General features: G+C 59.4%; 21 protein-coding genes. 8 read left to right on the top strand and 13 right to left on the bottom strand.

Features of this window, described 5'->3' with window-relative positions:
• Positions 1–439: 439 nt before the first annotated feature.
• On the bottom strand, positions 440–1,084 hold the full coding sequence (locus ACILSL_RS24450) for an SMI1/KNR4 family protein (protein ID WP_395734696.1): 645 nt from the start codon (positions 1,082–1,084) through the stop codon (positions 440–442).
• 92 nt (positions 1,085–1,176) lie between these two features.
• Positions 1,177–1,749, bottom strand: coding sequence for a hypothetical protein (locus ACILSL_RS24445; RefSeq protein WP_395734695.1), 573 nt, complete (start codon positions 1,747–1,749; stop codon positions 1,177–1,179).
• A 255-nt stretch (positions 1,750–2,004) separates the two neighbouring features.
• Between ACILSL_RS24445 and ACILSL_RS24440 the strand changes: the two genes are divergently transcribed.
• A complete protein-coding gene (locus ACILSL_RS24440; protein ID WP_395734694.1) occupies positions 2,005–3,117 on the top strand; it encodes a hypothetical protein in 1,113 nt (370 codons plus the stop codon).
• Positions 3,118–3,602: 485 nt separating this feature from the next.
• Here the strand turns inward: ACILSL_RS24440 and ACILSL_RS24435 are convergent, their stop codons facing one another.
• From ACILSL_RS24435 to ACILSL_RS24390, 10 genes are all read right to left on the bottom strand, one after another.
• Positions 3,603–4,721, bottom strand: coding sequence for a nucleotidyl transferase AbiEii/AbiGii toxin family protein (locus ACILSL_RS24435; protein WP_395734693.1), 1,119 nt, complete (start codon positions 4,719–4,721; stop codon positions 3,603–3,605).
• Entirely contained in the window at positions 4,640–5,824 is a 1,185-nt protein-coding gene (locus ACILSL_RS24430; RefSeq protein ID WP_395734692.1) for a DUF6088 family protein, read from the bottom strand. The genes ACILSL_RS24435 and ACILSL_RS24430 overlap by 82 nt, the downstream gene beginning before the upstream one ends.
• Positions 5,825–6,664: 840 nt before the next feature.
• On the bottom strand, positions 6,665–6,880 hold the full coding sequence (locus ACILSL_RS24425; RefSeq protein ID WP_395734691.1) for a hypothetical protein: 216 nt from the start codon (positions 6,878–6,880) through the stop codon (positions 6,665–6,667).
• A gap of 443 nt (positions 6,881–7,323) precedes the next feature.
• A complete protein-coding gene (locus tag ACILSL_RS24420) occupies positions 7,324–8,007 on the bottom strand; it encodes a hypothetical protein (protein ID WP_395734690.1) in 684 nt (227 codons plus the stop codon).
• 453 nt (positions 8,008–8,460) lie between these two features.
• On the bottom strand, positions 8,461–9,612 hold the full coding sequence (locus ACILSL_RS24415; RefSeq protein ID WP_395734689.1) for a helix-turn-helix domain-containing protein: 1,152 nt from the start codon (positions 9,610–9,612) through the stop codon (positions 8,461–8,463).
• Positions 9,613–9,967: 355 nt separating this feature from the next.
• Positions 9,968–10,774, bottom strand: a complete 807-nt coding sequence (locus tag ACILSL_RS24410) for a hypothetical protein (protein ID WP_395734688.1) — start codon at positions 10,772–10,774, stop codon at positions 9,968–9,970.
• Positions 10,775–11,123: 349 nt separating this feature from the next.
• Entirely contained in the window at positions 11,124–11,531 is a 408-nt protein-coding gene (locus ACILSL_RS24405; protein ID WP_395734687.1) for a hypothetical protein, read from the bottom strand.
• A 571-nt stretch (positions 11,532–12,102) separates the two neighbouring features.
• On the bottom strand, positions 12,103–12,360 hold the full coding sequence (locus ACILSL_RS24400) for a hypothetical protein (RefSeq protein WP_395734686.1): 258 nt from the start codon (positions 12,358–12,360) through the stop codon (positions 12,103–12,105).
• Positions 12,357–12,677, bottom strand: coding sequence for a hypothetical protein (locus tag ACILSL_RS24395; RefSeq protein ID WP_395734685.1), 321 nt, complete (start codon positions 12,675–12,677; stop codon positions 12,357–12,359). Before ACILSL_RS24395 ends, ACILSL_RS24400 begins: the two co-directional genes overlap by 4 nt.
• Before the next feature lie 62 nt (positions 12,678–12,739).
• A complete protein-coding gene (locus ACILSL_RS24390; protein WP_395734684.1) occupies positions 12,740–13,603 on the bottom strand; it encodes a hypothetical protein in 864 nt (287 codons plus the stop codon).
• 144 nt (positions 13,604–13,747) lie between these two features.
• Between ACILSL_RS24390 and ACILSL_RS24385 the strand changes: the two genes are divergently transcribed.
• The gene (locus ACILSL_RS24385; protein ID WP_395734683.1) at positions 13,748–13,948 is read left to right on the top strand and encodes a hypothetical protein; all 201 of its coding nucleotides are present in this window, start codon (positions 13,748–13,750) and stop codon (positions 13,946–13,948) included.
• Between the two features lie 217 nt (positions 13,949–14,165).
• Here ACILSL_RS24385 and ACILSL_RS24380 read toward each other — a convergent pair whose 3' ends face one another.
• On the bottom strand, positions 14,166–14,519 hold the full coding sequence (locus tag ACILSL_RS24380; RefSeq protein WP_395734682.1) for a hypothetical protein: 354 nt from the start codon (positions 14,517–14,519) through the stop codon (positions 14,166–14,168).
• Positions 14,520–14,591: 72 nt separating this feature from the next.
• Here ACILSL_RS24380 and ACILSL_RS24375 point away from each other — a divergent pair, with 72 nt between their 5' ends.
• From ACILSL_RS24375 to ACILSL_RS24350, 6 genes are all read left to right on the top strand, one after another.
• Positions 14,592–14,873 (top strand): hypothetical protein, encoded by a 282-nt coding sequence (locus ACILSL_RS24375; protein WP_395734681.1) that lies wholly within the window; start codon positions 14,592–14,594, stop codon positions 14,871–14,873.
• Between the two features lie 100 nt (positions 14,874–14,973).
• Positions 14,974–15,330 (top strand): hypothetical protein, encoded by a 357-nt coding sequence (locus ACILSL_RS24370; protein ID WP_395734680.1) that lies wholly within the window; start codon positions 14,974–14,976, stop codon positions 15,328–15,330.
• Positions 15,331–15,398: 68 nt separating this feature from the next.
• Positions 15,399–16,055, top strand: a complete 657-nt coding sequence (locus ACILSL_RS24365; protein WP_395734679.1) for a type II toxin-antitoxin system MqsA family antitoxin — start codon at positions 15,399–15,401, stop codon at positions 16,053–16,055.
• Positions 16,052–16,528 (top strand): hypothetical protein, encoded by a 477-nt coding sequence (locus tag ACILSL_RS24360; RefSeq protein WP_395734678.1) that lies wholly within the window; start codon positions 16,052–16,054, stop codon positions 16,526–16,528. Before ACILSL_RS24365 ends, ACILSL_RS24360 begins: the two co-directional genes overlap by 4 nt.
• An 86-nt stretch (positions 16,529–16,614) precedes the next feature.
• Complete coding sequence (locus tag ACILSL_RS24355; protein WP_395734677.1) at positions 16,615–18,411, top strand: hypothetical protein; 1,797 nt, start codon at positions 16,615–16,617, stop codon at positions 18,409–18,411.
• A 12-nt stretch (positions 18,412–18,423) separates the two neighbouring features.
• Positions 18,424–18,744 (top strand): hypothetical protein, encoded by a 321-nt coding sequence (locus tag ACILSL_RS24350; protein WP_395734676.1) that lies wholly within the window; start codon positions 18,424–18,426, stop codon positions 18,742–18,744.
• The last annotated feature ends 114 nt before the right edge of the window (positions 18,745–18,858 follow it).

Here is an 18,858-nt window from a genome sequence, read left to right as displayed (position 1 = left end):
CACACCGCCCCTTGCACATCGCCCCGTTCAACCCCAGCGCCCCTCCGTACTGGGAGCGCCGATGTCCACATCGGCTCCGGCGCACGTCCCCGCCACACCGCCCCTTGCACATCGCCCCGTTCAACCCCAGCGCCCCTCCGTACTGGGAGCGCCGATGTCCACATCGGCTCCGGCGAACGTCCCCGCCACACCGCCCCTTGCACATCGCCCCGCTCAATCCCAGCGCCCCCAGCCCAGACACCACTCCACGGCTCCACCACTCCGATCCTCCACGATGCTCCTGCTCCCCGCACCGCGTGATTGCGACACGCCATGGTCGAGTTCGAGTAGGAGGACGAGGACGAACAGCCGGCAAACTCCACCACTCCACACCACCCATCAGTAATCCTGTAATTCCTCAATCCTGTAAATCCTGTCCAACTCCCCACACCACCACTCCCTACAGCCCCCACTTCCCCATCTCCTCATCCAGCCACCCGCGATACCACGTGTAAAACCCCATCCTCTGTCCCGCCGCCGTTTGCAGAGGCACCAGCCCTTCATAGTCCGCGCGCCGGTCCTCCCACACATGGCCCGACTCCGCACCGGACACGATCAGCCACTGACGCAGCGCGCAGCCCAGATGGCAGATCGGGATCGCCCCGTCCAGCGGCGCGAAATACCCCTCCTCAAACGCCGCCCGCTGCACCTCATACGCCGCCGCATCCGTCTCAGACAGCGCATCCTCCGGCATGCCCCGCATGTCATTCCACGCCGCCGCGTGGGGGAAGGGGACCCGCAGCGTGCCCACGAAACCATCCCCCTCATGCCACGCGCGAAACTCAAACCCCGCATCGCACTCGCCCAGATCAAACACCCCGTAGCCCGGCCCCGCGCCACCTTTTCCCACGCACATGAGAAACGCCCGGTACTCCTCCGGCAGCCGCACCGCATGCGCCCGCTCAAACTCCCGCACCTCCGCCTCCGTCATCACCGCGCTGCACTGGTACTCCGCCGCATCACTCTCCAGCACTCCCGGCACCGCCGCACGCAGCCGCGCCAGGTCACGCACCATCTGCGCATAAGATTCTTGAGTCGGCATCATGTTCTGGCGCAGAGGTTCACATCCGAAAAATCAGAGTCAGCAAAAAATGGGGTCAGGGTGCAAATACTTGACAAAAAATCACCAGGCCGCCCTCAGCGCGTCAGCTTGCGAAAGCGCACGTCCTTTCCGCCCAGAGTCACATTCACCCAGAGGTCGATCTTCGCCCGCTCGCAGGCCTGCACCAGTTGGTCGATGCTTTTTTTGCGATTCGCCACCCAGCTCGGACTGGCCAGCAGCTTTTTGACGTGATCGGACATCAGCGGCTCAAAGGCTGCCGGGTTCCTCAGATGCGTGAATTCGCCCGTGATGAAGATGCCCCTCTGGGTGCGCTCCTTCGCCTGTGTGCGGAAGTAGGCCAGCAGCTCCTCCGGCGTATCAAAACTCGTCACCACACTGCCATCCGCCCGCCTCTCCACCCTGCCATCCGCCCCGGACACCATCCAGGAGACTGGGCGGGGCTCCTCACTGTAGTCCGCAAAGATGGCAAAGCCCGCGAGCACCGCATACATGTCTTCGGCGATCAAGTCCTGGCCCGACCGCCGCAGCCCGTCCGCCGCCACCACGCCCTGCACCCCGGCCCCCAGCGCCAGCACACACCCCAGCACCGCCGCATGGCGCAGCATGAAACGACGAACCCCGAATACCGCAGTCAGATATAAACTCATCCCCCACCTTGGCATGCCCCGGCCCCTTGTCATCTGCCCAGTCAAAGCATCCCGGGGCGTGCGGGATTCAAAAAAATCGCTCAGCCTCCTCTCCGCACTCACCAGGATCAGCATCCCTGTTCACCGTTCACCGTTCACCGTTCACCGTTCACCGTTCACCGTTCACCGTTTGCCCCGCCGCCCGCACCACAAGATACCACCCGCTCAATTACCACTTGTGAAAGCCGCCTTCATCCAGATCATCCGCACCCTCCAATGAAACACCCTCTGCGATTCGCCCTCGCCCTCGTCCTCCTCACCCTCAGCGGCACCGCCCACGCGCAGGCGCAGGACACCGACGGCTGGAAGACCCTCTTCGCCACCAAGCGGGACCTCAAGGACTACCCCAAAGAGCAGGCCGAGCTCGTCGATGGCCTCCTCCACCTCCGCCAGGGCGCCGGCATCTTCGTCCCACAGCCCAGCCCGGACGGCGCCATCCGCGCCCGCTTTCATTTCCGCGAGCGCACCGCCTTCCCCCAGCTCCGCATCCGCCGCAGTGATGCCGCCAACACCAAAGACGCCGACTACTACAATCTCCTCCTCTACATCCGCCCCGGCCAGACCAGCGTCAGCGAAGGCATCGTCGATGTCTCCCTTCACGGCAAAGGCAAGCGCGTCGGCTCCTTCCCCCTGCCGCAGCCCTTCGCCCTCGGCGACACCCTCGATCTCGAGCTCTCCACCCTCGGCGATCACCTCCAGGTCCTCGTCAATGGCCAGTCCGTCTTCCAGATCACCGACACCACCCTCACCACCGGCAGCCTCTGGGGCGTCGCCGCCGGGGAGGCCTGGCTCTCCCAGATCCAGGTCCGCACCTTCACCCCCGGCCCCGAGACCGACGCCGCCCCCCGGCTCGGCAAGACCACCGATCCCCGCATCCTCCAGCTCCAGCAAGCCTACACCGCCGCCATCGCCCGGGACATCACCCCCGCCCATCTCGAAGCCCTCAAAAACCTCGACACCCAATACACCGCCGCGCTCGATCGCGCCCTCGAAGTCGCCACCCAGACCGGCAATCTCGACAACGCCCTCGCCCTGCGCGCCGAGAAAAAACGCCTCGCAGACAAAGCCCCGCTCCCCGCCGCAGACACCCCCACGCCCGAGCCCCTCAACACCCTCCGCCTCACCTACCGCGCCAGCCTCAGCCAGCTCGCCACCCAGCGCGATCAACGCCTCCTCCCCCTGCACGAAAAATACCTCCAGGCCCTCCAGACCTACCAGGACGAACTCACCCGCGCCCAAAAACTCGACGCCGCCCTCACCGTCAAAAAATTCCGCGACACCGAAGCCGCCGCCGGTGGTGCAGCGCCAAGCACCAGCGCAAAACCGTAGGGCAGGGGAATCGTCAGCAGCCCCGCCGCCACCCGCTGCCCGCTGCCCGCGCCAAATTCAAGGCATTGGAATTTCACCCCTTCAAATTCAAGGCAAGCCCCCCATCCTTGAATTTGCCGGGGCGGATTTCAAATGGGTTGAATTTGGCCCCTCAGCCCACGGCCCTGACTACCCTCGGATCGGCTCGGTGCCTTCGCTCAAGATCGAGAGATAGGCATCGTAGGAGTACAGCCGACCATACCTGCCCCCCGTGATCTCACGCACCAGCCCCACGGACTCCAGACAGCACCACCTCGCGCTCGATTTCGGCACCGTCCGCGACTGGGTTTTGTCTTGATGTGACGAAACGCGATGCCGCAGGAAGTCATTGCCTGATGGACTCTAAAATAGCCCTCACCATCGAGCAGCAGGCAAGATCTGCTCCTCGCCCGTGGACTTATCGCAGACCGGGGCGAACTCATCCAGCGGATCACAGCAGTGGAGCCTCACTCCGCAGCAGCAGCCTCAGCATTGATCTGTTCTTCCAAAGCGCGCAGCGTCTCCAAAATAGCCGGCAAATTTGGAGCGTCTCCCATAAACATCTCCTGCATGGCGGCGAAATCTCTTTCCAGCTCCGCCATGCGGTGCTCGGGCGGACTCAGCCGGAAAGTCCCCGGCCGCGCCAGGTCATAACGCGCCTCTGTCCGCGCGAAGAACCGGTTTTTCCACTCCACCACACGCTGCCTCAGCGCCGTGTTTCCCACTGCGCCCTCCACGTACGCTGATCGCGCCAGCTCGGCCAGATCCGCGTAGTGGCGGGAATAGCGCACCGGCATCGCTCTCAAAGGATCGCGATGATACTCCGCGTGCAGGATCGTCGCCTTCTCCCAAAAGGCGCGCTCCACATTCAGCGCCACCACTTCGCAGCCCATATCCCGCATCTCTCCGGTCATCGTTTCCGCCATCCATGGCTGCACCCGGTGCCGGCCGGTGGGGCGTTGGTCTGTCAGCGATCCAAATTCCAGCTTCACCGCCCGCCTGATGTAAGGGATGTCATCTGGAAAGTCACAGGGGTAGCGAAAATAGAGGACGGGCGATCTGCTGTCCGCATCCTCCTCATATTCCAGCCACGCTACATGGCCCGCTCGCTCACCCAGGATGCCCACGATGGCCTGATTGAGTTCCGGCATCAGCTCATCACGCACCCACGCGCCGCACAGGCCCTCCAGCCGCGTCATGAAGTCATCCCTCCTCCTGCGCCCGCTCAGCGCCTCCACGTCCGCCTCGCGGATGCCGAGCACTGCTGGATCCAGCGACAGGTCAATATCTTCAGAGAAGCGGTTGATGACACGAAACACCTTGGACAGCGCCGTTCCGCCTTTAAAAACAAACCGGCCCCCATTCCGCGCGTCTCCAAACAGCAGTCCCAGCAGCCAGCACACCCAGAAATCTTTTTCGATGATCGCCGCTGGCATGCGCTGCCGTGCAGCCGCTTCGGCAAAAGCACCCGCACGCATGGCGGCACCCGCCGTGGCCACCCGGTTCATGATTTTGTTTTCCTCGTTGTTGTTGATGCTGCTGCTGCTGATGATGATGCTAGGCTCCGCAGCATCGGGTGCATCCACGCCGGCGCCAGCGGCAGTTCCTTCAGCAGCACACGCCGGTCAGCCGCCGACAGTTTACGCCGGATTTTTGCCAGCTGATCTGTACTGATGTGTTCCTTCCCCAGTGCACGAAAAGCCGCGACGATCATTCCTGTCGGTCGTTCTGACATCGACATCTGCCGCGCCGAGCGATGCCGCAGTTCCACCTCCTGTCCGGCGATCCGCAGCTTCCGCGATCTCCCGTCCGTTTCATAAATGATCTTGCCCGGCACCTGTTCAGACAGTCCCAGCAGATTCGCCGCCGCAGCCCCCGTCGGCCGCAGCTTGATCCCCTCACGCTTCGCCACCGCCACCGCCGCATCTTCCGCCTTCGGCGTCAATTTTCCAAACCACGGATGGCTGCGCGGCAGATCATACAGCCCGCGCGCCACCCGCCTCAATTTCCCCGCCTTCGTCAGCCTGGACAAAGCCGTGTCCACCGCGGCCCGCGATCCCAGATCAAGAAAATGCACCGGAGAAAAAGCCCGAGCACTCCTCGTGGCTCGTATCCTCCTAATTATCTTTGAATCAATGCTTTGCATTTTAATTTTTTGAGCTTTTTTGTCAGAAATAACCATCAGAATTTCTGACAGAAGTCTCTTTTGCATACCCTCAGTTGTCAATGTCCAATATTTGACTTCGGGCTGGCGGCACCCAGGCTCGCGCGCCGGAAGACGCGCGAGCCTGGGTGCCGCCACGACGATCCACTTTTGATCTGTCTCACTCTCAGGTAATCCCTCGCATGTCCCTTGGCGCAACACCGCTTCTTTAACTTGCGGATTATCCCATGGAGAACAAGTTGCCAATTTCATTACAATCACCCCATGTCGCCGGAGACGAAACCAACCAAAACGCTCATGCCTTACGAGGAGCTTCGCCGGACCTTCTTCGAAGGGCGGCAGCAGCTGTTGCAGCAGCAGGGCCCGATCACCCAGGAGATGATCCGGCGGCTGCAGGACAGTCGGAAATACGCGCACTCGCCGATTTCGGCCACTCGGAGGAGTTGATCTTGAAAGCGGTGTCCAAATGTCTGGCATCTTTTTCACCGGACAGTCAATAGCCCATCCCCCACCGTTCATTTTCATCAGGTTTGGTCTCACACCTCTCCTCTGGCGCGCGTCATTCAACAGCACTCTCCTTCAAAGCCACTTTTTGTGGGTAAAGTGATTGGACCCACAGATTCATTGTTCCCATTTTCCACTAGTTGAGTCACGCATGGTCTTGCCATGGGATTCAAAAATGCCGGAGTTCTGAGGCCGAGGTTCACTTCGCGAGGGCAGAACAAATCAGCCAGGCACCTCACGGTGCCTGGCTGACCGGGCTTGTTTCAGGGAAGCCGCCTTTTCCACTCTCCTAGATCGGCTTCTTGCCACTTGGGCTGAGGGTTAAACGAGGGCTTTCGCCCTCACTGTTTTAGTCGTCGATCCAGATCGGAAAGACTCTGCCTCTCTTCGGGTAGATGCGCTTGCCGGTCTTTGGGCAAGTGATCCATGGACGAAAGATGAGTCTCTTTCCCCTTGGCAACGATGGAAACAATTCTTCTTGAATCATTTGGCTTCGGTACTTTGGAAGCGCTGACGCCCACCGTACGGTGGCGATTGACACAGAGGCTTTGAGATGTACCGTACAATTGTGGGCTGCGGTCTAAATCTGCTTCTGGCTCCCGCGTCAGCGGAAATCGGGGATCGGTTTGGGCGAGTCTGAAGACCTGACTTCTGTTAGAGCAGTCGTCAGGTCTTTCTATTTTCGCGCAGGAGACGACCGACTCTGGCTTCGCTCCCGCTGCTGCTAATGTTTGAATTAAGGTCATTGGATGTGATCTAGGAATGGGGAAATTTATTCGGCTGCATCCTCAACGATGAGTTGGAAGCTGAGCCAAGCTTGAATGCGCTTCAATTCAGCGGCGGTAACGGTAGTGGAGCTTGTCAGAGGCGCTCGCCAGAGGCATTAAGGGGCAGTTGAGCGATATTGTGACCTTCCAATTCAGGCATTCCACTGTCGTTAGAGTCATCTTCATTCGCATCTACCCCATTGTCGGCTCCATTTGTTCCACGGTCTTTTTTTGGCCCTTTTCTGCTTCCAGTGACTCGCCCAACTACTTTAAGATGCTTTGAAAGTGGTACCCCGGCCAGTTCGCTCATGGCTATGAAAAACACATGGCATTTTCTCAGGGTGTCCCCGCCGTAGTCGTACACTTTGAACTTCTCCAGGAGCTGTGTGGGTGTTGCTGTGGTAAGATCCAAATCGCCTACCACAGGACCATAGGAAGCGTCAAGATTTGTCAATCTGGCTCAGTATGACACCTTCAGCCAAATGGGTTTGACAGCATCCTCCAGCTTTCATACAACATTGGCTAGTTGAGCAATTGAGCCAAAAGAGAGTTCATTGGCTTCCCTTTATCATCAGTGAGACCAAAAATACCAGTGCGGCCAAAACCGAAGATTGGGTCGCCACCTCAGAAGCCAGGCATCAGAGATTTGTCAATCTGGCCCACGTCGGTAATGACACCTTCAGCCAAGCTTTTCAGAAAGTTGGTAAGGGTGGTCTGCAAGACAGGTAAGGAGGCTTGTTTGATTTCGTTTCATCAGACCCGCGATAAATCGCTTTGATTAATGGTAGAAATCCGGCACCTCCTGCGGGATCTCGACCATCCGGCACCTCGCGCTTGAGCCTCGACGCGATGCGGCCGTCGATCTGTTGATCTCTTTGATACAAGTTTGCGTCCAGCAGGGTCCATTTGCCGGAGCGGAGTTGCTGAGGAGTTCGGCGATGCGGTTGCGGGTCTGGAGCCTTTGTCCAGGGCGGCGCCGGAGCCGATGTCTTCGATGTAGATGACGTCGTACTTCGCGTAGTCGCGGGCGGCGCGGAAGTCTTCCAGATCCACGGCGGGGATGAGGTGGGCGATCTGCGGGCCGCGATGCCCGGTGGGGGTGGGGATTTTCCAGTGACCGCGTGCGGCGGCGGACTGGAGGCAGGCGAGCGCTTGCTTCAGCACGTGCGTCTTGCCCACGCCGGAGGGGCCCAGCAGGCTCAGCCAGCGGCGGGGCGGCTCGCGGCGGATCACGGCGCTGCAAAAAGCCTGCACCGCCGGCAGCACCTCGCACAGGCCGGGGTGGTAAACCTCAAAACGCCAGGGCCACGCGGCCACGTGCGGGTGGAGATCGGCGGGGCCGGGCGCGGTGTCAGAGAAAAAATCCGCCGACACGCGCGGCTGCCGGTCGGGCGCGGCCGCCCCGTGCAGCACGCGGGAGATGGACTGGGGATTCATGGATTTGGAGAAAGGCGGCGATGGTTGGAAATATTAGGAAATGGTGTAAAAGGGCCGCGAGGTGCGTCTGGCTTCTGGGTGGCATCCGGCGCAGGAATGCGCGGCGCGATGACCCGCGCAGGCGCTCCCAGATTCCTCCGGCTGCGAAGCCGCGAAGCGAGCGCGGGACTGCCATACGTGCGCTGGGAGGGAGGACGTTTTCCAAAACGGCTTTTCAGAAAGTGAACGTGGAGAAGCCCGGCGGCGGCTTGAGGACAAGCCGCCCTACCTCGCGCCGGGCGCCCGCATGCCCAGGGCAGGTAGGGCTGGCTGTCCCCAGCCAGCCGCCGTCGGAGCCCACGATCCTCGAGCAAGAAGCAGCCTGCCAAGCGGGCATGAGTCTGCGAACCGCGATCAACTTGCGGGAAGGCGGGTGCATTGCATGCCGCCGGGCGGGAGGCGGTGAAGGGGACTTCACGCATATCGGCCGGGGGCGTTGGCGCTGTCGCTGCGCGCAGGAGTTGGGCGGGAGTGGGCATGGGGTGCGGAGGAGCGGGGCATGGCGGTTTGAAAATGCAGGCCCTGCCAGCGGGCGTGGATGGCGGCATCCACCTGCGCGGCCACGGCGGACCAGCCATGGGTGGCGGCGTGGCGTTCGCACATCCGCAGGGCGGCCTCGGCGGCATCGAGCGTCCAGGCCACGGACTCGGACGAGATGCGGGCCTCCGTGGCGCGGCGCGTGCGGTAGTCGCAGTAGCGCGTCCAGGATTCCGCAAACTCGGCCGGGGCGTGCAGCGGGGCGCTCACCGCATTGGCCCTGCTGGCCTGCTGGCGGTGCCAGTCACGCCAGTCCTCACGGCGGGGTTTCAGGTTTTGCGGCGGCGTTTTCACCGCAGCCGTGGCAGCCACCTCGGAGAGGGAGTCAGTCCTGGGCGGCCTGCCGCCCGTACTTCCGGTTTCTTCCGGTTCCTTCCGGTTTATGTGAACCTCCCTCACAGGTGGCGCTGAGCCAGGTTCACTGCTTTGCGCAGCAGGTTCACCTGAGGCTCTGCCATGGCGGTGAAGCGCGTTCACCGGCGGCAGTGAAGCACGTTCACCGGGAGCGGCGGCAGGTTCACAGGTGGCGCGCATCGGGCGGTGAGCCACGTTCACCGGTGGCAGTGAAGCACGTTCAGCGGTGGCGTGCTCTTGGCTGTGAAGCGCGTTCACAGGAGGCGGTGCGGCAGGGGGCGTGCTGGCGCGGGTGGCCGCCCTGCGCGATGCCGCTGCTGGACTCCCTGAAGCGTGCCCAGCATGGGATGCCGCAGGTGAAACACAGGGCGCGGCAGAAGCCGCATCCCCGGCTGCAGTCCGGCCAGCCGTTGCCGGATGGGCGGCCTCCAGCCCCTGCGGGGTGATCTGGTAGCTCGTGCGCCAGCCGTTGCGACTGTCAAACTGCAGCACGCGGGCGTCACGCAGCGCGTGCAGCGCCGTGGCCACCGCGCGGTTGGAGAGGCCCGTGATCTGCATGATGTGCGCGTAGGACGGATCGCACCGCTCCGTGTCGCCATTGTGGCAGTCCGCCAGGCAAAACAGCACCAGCTTCTGTGTGGGCGTCACGCGCAGGCGTTTGATGCTCTCGATCATGCGCACGCTCATGGCGGTGAATGGGGTGGTTTAGGGTGGCAGTACATGGTGGGTTCTGGCATCAGGGGTAGGGCAGCCAAGGAATGACGAATGCTCAGTGCGGAGTGCGGAGTGCTGCTATGGCGGTGGATTCGCGACGCATGCGGCTGGTTTGTCCCAGGAGGAAAAGGCGGGCGCAGCGGCAAATAGGTCTGAAAGGTCGAATAGATCCTATGTGGCCTGTCCTCCGTCTCCGCAGAGCGTGGTACACGATGGCTCCAGTGCAGGGCAGCCCCTTGCAGACACCGGATTTCCGGTCCCTTTTTACCTTTTTTTTGCGCCTCTTTGCGGCCATTCGCTTCCTCATCGTCCGTCTTCATCGTGGGTGGGATTCGTGGCTCTGCCGGGACTGCTCCCGGCGCTGCTGGCTGTTGCTGCGATTGCGCCCGCTGATTTCACTCAGCCGCTGGCGCAGCGCCGCGCCCTGCAGTCCGGCGCACTCCTTGTGGCCGTGCAGCATGCCGCGCTTTAGCAGGGCAAAGTTCAGCTTCTTGCTGGAGTCGTCATGCCCCGGCACATCCAGCCAGGTGATGCCCCGCCACTGCGCCCCCGTGGGCACAAAGCTGCCGTCATGATCCGGCAGCACCAGCACATTGCCCGCCGTCGCGGAGGCCGCGGGGGTGGTGCCGGGCTGCACCGCGGGCTTCGCTGGAGAAATCGCCGCACCCGGGGCCAAAGCGGGCGCGGCAGGTGCACCCGCCGCGCTCGGGGTGGAAACACCTGGCGCAGGCAGACCCGGCGCACGCACACCCACCGCTTCAGCTTTTGCGGCGGCAGGTTTTACGGCGGCAGCAGGGGCCGTGCTCATCGTTCGCGTGCCGCCCGTGCTCCCCGTGCCGGTGCCCGCAGAGCACAGCGTGGTGGTGGCGTGCGACCTCTCCACCGCGACCCCTGTGGAAATCGTGATCGCCGAGATCAGCGCGTGGCGTGCCTCGTCCAGCGCGCGGCGTTCGGCCCGTGCGTTGCGTGCCTGCGCCTCCGCCGGCAGAGGCTGCCCCGCCACGGCATCCGCCACCCGCGAGTGGCAGCGCGGATCGTAGATGAAGAGCGTGCCAGTGGTCTCGATGCGCAGCACCAGCCCACGGCGGACCAGATGATGGAGCACGTCAGTGAGGGAAGTCATGGGGAAGGGGAGACTATGAGACAATCAGATGGAGAGATGGGGGCGTCAGTGGGACGGTGAATGGTGAGTGCTTTGGGATTCGTCCTCGTCCTCCTACTCGAAGTTGATTCGCTTCGCTCACCCTGCGGGCAGCCTGCGGCTGTCTGTCTCGCTTCGCTCGGCTGTCCTCGACACTGCCGCGCCGCTGGAGGTTGAATGACGAACATCGCTCCGAGAACTGAGAACTGAGAACTGAGAACTGAGAACTGAGAACTGAGCATCGGATGCCCACACCTCCGCATTCATCTGGCGCTCGAATCTGGCAAAACATGGTAGAAAGAGGAAGAAGATACCATCCAAAGCCCACGGCTCAGGCCGCGCGGGCGCTGCGGAGGTCCGCCGCATCCATGCGGGCGATCACACGGCGCGTGCTCTCGCTGAGCTCCGCGCCGAAGCGCTCCTGCACATATGCCTCCGCCTCCTCCCACAGGCCGGCGGCCAGGTGCTCGCTCACGGACTGGCCGCGCACGAGGATGTCATTGAGGCAGTCGTCCGAGTGATCCAGCTCAAGGGGAAAATGGCCCGGCCAGGGGGCCAGCTCGCCCGCCACATCGCCCTTGAACTTCGGATTGCGCACCGCGTCCAGCGCGGCGTGCACCTTGTCCGTCTGCTCCTGCAGCGCGCAGGCCAGCCGGTGCAGCTCCGTGGCCAGCGGATTGCTGCCGTGACCGTCCGGTTTGATCACGTGGAGGAGGGTGTCGATGTCGTGTGTTTTCATATTTAGTTAATTGGGTCAGTTTCGCAGGTCGCAAGTATAAAGTTTTCAGCCGGGACATTGTGCGGCTCGCGGCGTTGTTCGGGTTTCAAGCGGCGCGCTGCATGGGGAATGAAAACAGCCCGCAGGCCTGAGGAGCGCGGACCTCCGAGTCCGCAGCACTCCGCCGCCAGGTGCAGCGCCGCAGTGTCCCTGACGCCAGCCCTTACGCTCCGTCGGTGCTTCTTGTGCCGGAGGTGTTTTGAATGGAACACCACCCGCCATGTGAAGGCGGCACGCTGCGGGCTCGGAGGCCCGCGCTCCAGGGGGCGTGGGGCCTGCGGCATGGTGGAGCCCCCATCGCGGTGCAGTCCGGAGAGCACGTCTTCTGAAACAGCGCTGGGTGGCGCGTCCCCCCGCAGCCGCGTCGGACACAGCCTTTGGATTTGGATCTTCATTCGTCATGGGTTGCTAGGTGCCCCTGTGGGTCATGAGTCTTGCTATCAGGCCCGGTTCGTCATTGCCCACGCATGCGCCTCCCGGCACAGGGCGTTAGACAATGGTAGAAAATGGTATGCGTGAAAACGCGGGCAGGTCACCAGGCCGGAGGTTCCGACGCGCCCAGCCAGCCGAGCACGGCGCCCAGCAGGAGGAGGAGCACCAGCAGCTCCGCCAGGCCGCGCAGGAAGTCCGGGTGCACCGCGCCACGGTGGCTCAGGCGGCGGCAGGCCACGCGACGGTGGCCATTGCGCCGCAGCCGCGTGATCTCCAGGTGGTTTTGCCAGGCGCGCCAGCCCAGAGCCAGCAGCGCCGCGCCCAGCAGCCCGATCATGATGGAAACAGCGTGCGTCATGAGCAGTGGCGGGCCAGGAGGTTGCGGATGCTTTTGGCGGCGGAGCGGCGCTGCACGGGCAGCACTTCGCGCTGCGCGATGAGGAAATCCGCCATGCTCCCCGCCGTGTGGCCTTTCTCCGCCATCGCCATGAAGAGCGGCAGCAGCGGGCGGAAGCGCCCCGGACGCTGCGGCGGCAGCGCCTGCGCAGACTTCTGCAGCAGCTCCGGGAGCGAGTGCCGGGGCATCATTGCGGCATCCTCCGCGCTGCGTTTCGGGGTTCGTGCGCGTCTTGCGGCGCGGTGTGGGGCAGGGGGCTGGTCGTGGTGTGCAGGCATGGTCGTGGGTGGTTCGGTGTCGTTTTTGGGTGCGTCATTGGCATGGGGTTCGTTTGAAAAAATCACGCGTCATTGCGGCGGGCGTCGTCCCCGACTTCCTCACCGTCCTCTTCGCCGTCTTCTTCGCCGTCTTCTTCGCCGTCTTCGTCTCCATTGCCATCTTCATCGCCTCCGCCAGGACGCGTGTAGAAAGCAGACCGCACGGGGTGGGGCAGGCCAGTGGCTGGCCACAATGCGGGCGCGGCCTCCGTGCCGGTCCCCACCGGCATTCTCATCACCACGCCCACACCAGCCACTGGCACATTCTCACATCCCCGCAGCCCCCCGTGGGGAGCCGCCTCCGCCATCGCCGCTTCGGTCACCGGCGGCGGATTCAAACCGGCGCCCGCGGCTGGCTGCGGATGCTGCGTGGTATTTCCCACCAGCTGCGAGCACAGCGGCGCGTCCGGCACCGGCGGCGGATTCTGCGTGTCATCGGCCGCGAGCCGTGGATTCAGCGCCGCAGTCACCGCCGCCTGCGCATTCCGCGCCGCATCTGCCACCGTGGGTGGATTCACCGGAGCGCCCGGCAGCGGCCCTGCCTTCAGCGCGGCCAGGACCCGGGACGCCGCCCGCAGCCGCTTGAAAGATCCCACCCGGGGTGGCTGCGTGCGCCCCTGCGGCATCGCTGCCGAAGGCTGCCAGGGGGCCGCCGCCTGCATGCCTGCCGCCTGCATGCCTGCCGCCTGCATGCCTGCCGCCTGCGTCAGCGGCTTGTGCTGCTGCCGTGGCAGCGTGGACGGGCCTTCCGGCACCGGCAGCTCGCCCCGCAGCGCGCGGTCAAAAAGGTGTCGGCACTCGCCCGCCAGCGTGCGGTTGTTCGCCGCCGCCAGGGCCACCAGCCGCCCGTATGTCTCATCGTTGATGTATGCTCCTGCTAGTTTCATTGCTGTTCCTTGCTGCGGGTGATAATCACCCATTTTGCACAGGTGATAATCACCCGTCAAATTAAAATCTGTTGAATTTAGTCCTGTGTGGGTGACTTTCGGTGTTAATCACCCCTGACCCGTTTTTCCCTGTTTTTCATAAATATGCCGAACCAAAGACAAATCGGAACCAAGCTGGCAGGTGCCTACATCAGTGCCGAAAAAGACGAAGCCCTCGCCCGGCTCGCCGTGCAGAAAGGCTACACCAGCAAGGCCGACTTCCTCCGCGCCCTTTATGAAGCCGCGCTGGCCGAGGCTACGCAAAGCCCCACGAAGGCCCGCAGCGCGGCAAAACCCAAAAAGTGATCCGCAGCCGCCGCGCCCGCCCACCTGAGAGCGCGCGCCCCGCCGCCGCATCGCCGTCCCCGCACACCGCGGCACCCCAGCGCAACAGGCCGCCCCATCCTGGCGGCACCCACCCGCGCTCAGGCCGCACGCGCCCGCCGCATTCGGCCGGCCGCACCTGGTCCACCAGTCCCGGCAGGCCAGGGGCGCGGAGAACAAAACCGAGAAGGTAAAGTCTTCATGAAAGCACCGGGCGGAGTAAAATACTGACGTTAATACATCGAAAAACCTTGGAAAGACGAAGCAAAAAATTAGGAAAATAGCAGGGGTAATCGGCGTAAAACACCTGATTTCCCAGCGGCTTCCATAAAATCAATCGCCCCATAGGCGCATGACCTTTCTCGTATAAATGCTTATTCAATAATCCAATCAATTGAACACACGGACCCGATAAAAGCCGATAGGCAAAGCGCCAGCCATGCAAACGCCATTGAACCAAACGCCTAATGCCACCACCGTGGCAGGCCGTCCCCATCGGCCCACGCGTTGCGGAGAGCCTGCCGTCCCCTGATTGACTCAAAAAGCTGTTCATGTGAACAAAATGCCGCTGAAAACCACATGACGCAACACCGCACCTGTATTACAACCAATGTGAATAACTCCTATGGCCGCCTCCAGAACCAAAACCTTCCGCCTCAGTCATTCCCTTGCCGATGCTCTCGAACTCAGGGCCAATGAATTAGGGTATAAAAGCGCCACCGCCCTGGTGGAAGCCCTCGCCCGCTATGACTGCCTCTGCCGCTCCCGCCACGGCGTGACCAAGCAATGGGCCGCCCTCACCCCCACCCAACAAGACGACCTCGACGCCCGCCTCCTCGCCCGCGTCCTCAAACAACAAGGCATGACGGCTACCGAGGCCGCGAAGGTGGAGTGGCGGATGTTGTAGGAGGGACGCAAAATCCGGATTCAACAATTCAACTTGACGAATAGTATCAATTGATACCATATTTGTTTCGTGAGCCAGCGCACACATCACCATCAACATCATGCCACTACAGGAAATCCCGCAGGCTTGGCGCAAAGACGTTTGTGCCGTGCTGGCAAAAGGCACCACGGGTCGCGAAATCGTATGGACTCTGGATGCTGCACAACGCTACGAGGCCAGCTTCATTTCCGCCTTTCAAAATGAACTCTACCCCATTTTCAGAACACTGTTCCAAGGACCGCCCGCACCGAAGGGGTGTCCGGTAAAGATGGAGCGCCCGGCTGGAGAGACCTTCGAGTTCTATTTCCAGTTTAAAGGTAAAATAGGTTACGGCAAAGTGCTTCTCCACACCAATAAGCAGAAGATAACTATCTTTTCCGCCCATCTTCCGCTCAAAGCCAAGCTGTCCTGCGAATAAACAGGACAGCGAGATATTAAAAACCAAGCTGTCTTTTGAAAGAGAAAGGCAGCGTAGAGACAAATAGCATGAAAACAAAAATGCAAAGTTTTGAAGTGATGGTTCCAAATTTAGAAGGAACCGCCATCGCTGAGCTGGTGAAGATTCAGATACCTGTTCAGTTTAGCGAAGAGATTGGCGAATGGGTGCTGACTCCAGAAGCTCATGAAATAATTGACGCCACCAAGGTGCGCCATATGGGCTTGTTGCTGCCAGCGCAGTTCAAAGAACTCAGAAGGAGATTAGGATTCAGCCAAAAAGAAATGGGAGAACTGTTTCAGGCTGGAGAAAAAAGTTGGACCCGGTGGGAGTCCGGCAGTCAACGTCCTAGCCGAAGCATCAGTCTTTTAATCAGGGCTCTCTACGATGGTGAGTTGTCAGTCGATTACCTGTTAAAACAGGCCGGGAAGCCTCAGTCGCGCGCTATCGAAAATGACGCTGAAGATGTGGCCAGTCCATGGGTGAAAGTGCTCAGCGCCCCTCCCAAGGAACAATACGAAGCTGCTGTATGTCTTGGCCGAAGAGATACTTCTGAAGCTGTAGTTCAGGGGATTCAAGCGGCAGTTAAATGTCAAAGCATTCATCTCGTGGGCTTTGGATTGCATTTAAAGCAATCGCGATTGTGCTCTCTGACTACCTTGAATTTAAGCGGCGAAACCCTGGAGCAATTGACCGAAGCATCATGAAATTATCCCCCTTGCAACTGGTGCGCTATTTGATGCCGGAGGTTAGTTGTGCCGCCAACGCGAATCACGACCCCAAGCGCCCAGCAGATCTTAGCGATGAGTCTTTCAAGGCTGAAAGTCGCATTCACGCACTGGAGTCCAAGAATCCGGAAAAATACACTTCTTGGAGCGTGGAATTAGACCTTTCACAGATGCCAGACGTGAAAGCCAATATCCCTTATCAATTTAGCTTCAAATTGGTCGGTTTGTTTCAATGCAATGCCCAGCCTGGCAATGTTTCGCAGGAAGTTTTTGTGCGGACCAATGGCAGTTCCATCCTTTATGGAATCGCCAGGGAGACGCTTCGATCCCTCACTGCAGTGGGCCCCTGGGGGGCGGTCCTGCTTCCAACCGTGTCTTTCTATTCGGAAGAAGCTTCCCTACCAGAGCAGGTGCCTTCAAAGAAACTCAAAAGCCGCAAATCTGATAAGTAATTGGCTTTGTTCATGTGACAAGGAAATGAAGTGAAGTGGTGTCTCGGTGCTAATTCTGAAAAACACATTACTTCGAATATTTTACAATGCCTTTTCAAACAAAAATTGATCGGATCAAGGTGGAGAATGTACGTGGCATTGCGTCCTCGACCATGGTTTTCGATTCGCCAGAGATGCTTGGAAACAAATTCCATCTGCTGGTTGCTCCCAATGGCTTCGGCAAAAGCTCGTTGGCGACAGCATTTGTCAGTCTTACGCCTAAAAACTTGAAGCTTACGCTATCTCAAGTTCATCAAAATGATGAAGCCAAGAAGCCGAAACTCGAAATTACCTTTACGGCTGATGGTGTGCAGCGAACACTGAGGGCGGATAATGAAATCAATGAAATCTCAAAAGTTTTTTCGATTTCAGTTCTAAATAGCAGGACGAAGCCGGCTGCCACTGCCAAGCGAAGCATAATGAATCAATACGCGAGGCCAACAGCGTCGCTCATCATAGAGCCGGTGGTTCTGGTTAAAAAAATTCCAAACTGTCCCGAAAAATCATTTAAAACCAGCGACTTCAAGCGGGCGTTTGGCAAAGCTGGGAAAATTCTCCCCAATATCCAGCCATTCTTGGAGAATGCTAAAGTGCTAAAGATTATCTTATCTCTTCCCCAGATCGCAAATTTTGGCAGGAAAAAAGTTTGGAAGACAATCGACCCAATAATAGCTGAAATCAATGCGCAGAAGGGGGGCGGGGAAGAATTAGTTGCATGGGTTGAGCAAAATTGCCTTGCCAGATTGGAGGCTGTGATTGAGCTGGCTGCTATTGCTGACTATCTGATTGGTGTTTTGAGTATTACGCGTGTTGAAAGTATTTTATTGGCTTATCAGTTTGCCAAAGCCTATGCTCAAGATTCCAACCTGTTAAAGAATCATCTTTCATGGTATACTTATCTTTGCGGGAAAAAGAAATGCGAAGAGCTGATCAGAAGTGTTAACTCAAACCCAGCATGGATTGATGTCTCTATTGAGGAATTAGACGGAGCATTGGTCGTGATGTTTCCGGACGCGACAAAAATGTCGAACGGACAACGTGATCTCTTGTCATTTGTGGCTCAGTTGATGAAAGCTGAGTTCGATCTTGTCAGTGCAAGGGCAATTCTCGTGGTTGATGAAATATTTGATTATCTGGATGAGTGCAACCTACTTGCTGCCCAGTACTACATTTCGAAATTTATCGATAATTACAAATCAAGCGGTGCTGAGATTTTCCCGCTTTTTCTAACCCATCTTGACCCTTCGGTTTTCAGGCATTCGGCTTTGGGGCTTGGAAAGAAAGATATTCGAAAAATTCACGTTTTGGACAAGGCAAGCGATTCAAGCCGGACAAAAGGCGTTGCCCCCATGATCCGTTTGCGTGATGACGCACAGCTGAAGGATTATGTGGGCAAGCACTTTCTCCATTATCATCCTAGCAATTGTGATCAAGTCGCACTTTTTAGATCAAAAGGTCTGAAGGAAACTTGGGGTAAATCTCATGCCTTTTACAAGTATGTGTTTACCGAGTTTAAAAACTACCGTTCGGGTGCCGTTGAAGCAGATCACGTAGCAGCATGCGTGGCGCTACGTATTGCAATTGAGAAGCATGCCTTCGATCAGATCTCGCCTGTAGACCAAAAACGTTTTACAGATGAATTTAAAAAAGGAACAGCTGAAAAGCTGGATTTTGTTGAATCAGTTGGAGGTGAGGTTCCAGAATCACACAGGCTTTTGGGGCTTCTGTACAACGACATAGTTCATCATAAGGATTATGATTATATCTCCGCGATTGTCTCGAAAATGAAAAATCCAGCAATCCGTGGAATGATGAATGAAATTCCTGTGCCTTCGTCATTTTGAGTTCATCTCAAAATGCCTACTGAACCAATGACCATCACCTATCCTGAATTCCTTCAGACCGTCACCGCGAATGAAAACAAAGTGCTGCCCACCATCGCAGGCAGGGCATCGTTTCGTGTGGAGACGGGTCCCAATGAAGTGCGCTTCACGCCGCTCAGCAGTGGCAAGACTCATGCCGTGAATGCCCAGGGCATTCAGGGGTATTTGGATGTATTCAACGAAACCCAGTCCTTCAAGACCACAGACTACAGCGAGACCAGGCGCCACCCCTCCTACGTACTGGCCATCATCAAGCTGTGGCTGCGAGGCAGGCAGGGGTTCAAGGGTTCATGAATTTTAAAAATCAACTCTCCCATGCCCATCCCCACCTATCAAGACCTCATGCTTCCTCTCCTTCGCGTGCTCGGCGAGGCGGGGAGTGATCTGCATCAGAAAGAGTGCACGCAG

This window comes from Prosthecobacter sp., assembly GCF_044222345.1.
Taxonomy (GTDB): domain Bacteria; phylum Verrucomicrobiota; class Verrucomicrobiia; order Verrucomicrobiales; family Verrucomicrobiaceae; genus Prosthecobacter.
The sequence above is the reverse complement of the archived record's forward strand: the minus strand, read 5'-3'. Positions and strand labels throughout refer to the sequence as shown.

Bases quoted from the DNA above. Each gene is read 5' to 3' on its own strand.
- ACILSL_RS24450 (WP_395734696.1), bottom strand. From the start codon at position 1,084: ATGATGCCGACTCAAGAATCTTATGCGCAGATGGTGCGTGACCTGGCG.
- ACILSL_RS24445 (WP_395734695.1), bottom strand. From the start codon at position 1,749: ATGAGTTTATATCTGACTGCGGTATTCGGGGTTCGTCGTTTCATGCTG.
- ACILSL_RS24440 (WP_395734694.1), top strand. From the start codon at position 2,005: ATGAAACACCCTCTGCGATTCGCCCTCGCCCTCGTCCTCCTCACCCTC.
- ACILSL_RS24430 (WP_395734692.1), bottom strand. From the start codon at position 5,824: ATGAAAATGAACGGTGGGGGATGGGCTATTGACTGTCCGGTGAAAAAG.
- ACILSL_RS24425 (WP_395734691.1), bottom strand. From the start codon at position 6,880: ATGAGCGAACTGGCCGGGGTACCACTTTCAAAGCATCTTAAAGTAGTT.
- ACILSL_RS24420 (WP_395734690.1), bottom strand. From the start codon at position 8,007: ATGAATCCCCAGTCCATCTCCCGCGTGCTGCACGGGGCGGCCGCGCCC.
- ACILSL_RS24415 (WP_395734689.1), bottom strand. From the start codon at position 9,612: ATGATCGAGAGCATCAAACGCCTGCGCGTGACGCCCACACAGAAGCTG.
- ACILSL_RS24410 (WP_395734688.1), bottom strand. From the start codon at position 10,774: ATGACTTCCCTCACTGACGTGCTCCATCATCTGGTCCGCCGTGGGCTG.
- ACILSL_RS24405 (WP_395734687.1), bottom strand. From the start codon at position 11,531: ATGAAAACACACGACATCGACACCCTCCTCCACGTGATCAAACCGGAC.
- ACILSL_RS24400 (WP_395734686.1), bottom strand. From the start codon at position 12,360: ATGACGCACGCTGTTTCCATCATGATCGGGCTGCTGGGCGCGGCGCTG.
- ACILSL_RS24395 (WP_395734685.1), bottom strand. From the start codon at position 12,677: ATGCCTGCACACCACGACCAGCCCCCTGCCCCACACCGCGCCGCAAGA.
- ACILSL_RS24390 (WP_395734684.1), bottom strand. From the start codon at position 13,603: ATGAAACTAGCAGGAGCATACATCAACGATGAGACATACGGGCGGCTG.
- ACILSL_RS24385 (WP_395734683.1), top strand. From the start codon at position 13,748: ATGCCGAACCAAAGACAAATCGGAACCAAGCTGGCAGGTGCCTACATC.
- ACILSL_RS24380 (WP_395734682.1), bottom strand. From the start codon at position 14,519: ATGAACAGCTTTTTGAGTCAATCAGGGGACGGCAGGCTCTCCGCAACG.
- ACILSL_RS24375 (WP_395734681.1), top strand. From the start codon at position 14,592: ATGGCCGCCTCCAGAACCAAAACCTTCCGCCTCAGTCATTCCCTTGCC.
- ACILSL_RS24370 (WP_395734680.1), top strand. From the start codon at position 14,974: ATGCCACTACAGGAAATCCCGCAGGCTTGGCGCAAAGACGTTTGTGCC.
- ACILSL_RS24365 (WP_395734679.1), top strand. From the start codon at position 15,399: ATGAAAACAAAAATGCAAAGTTTTGAAGTGATGGTTCCAAATTTAGAA.
- ACILSL_RS24360 (WP_395734678.1), top strand. From the start codon at position 16,052: ATGAAATTATCCCCCTTGCAACTGGTGCGCTATTTGATGCCGGAGGTT.
- ACILSL_RS24355 (WP_395734677.1), top strand. From the start codon at position 16,615: ATGCCTTTTCAAACAAAAATTGATCGGATCAAGGTGGAGAATGTACGT.
- ACILSL_RS24350 (WP_395734676.1), top strand. From the start codon at position 18,424: ATGCCTACTGAACCAATGACCATCACCTATCCTGAATTCCTTCAGACC.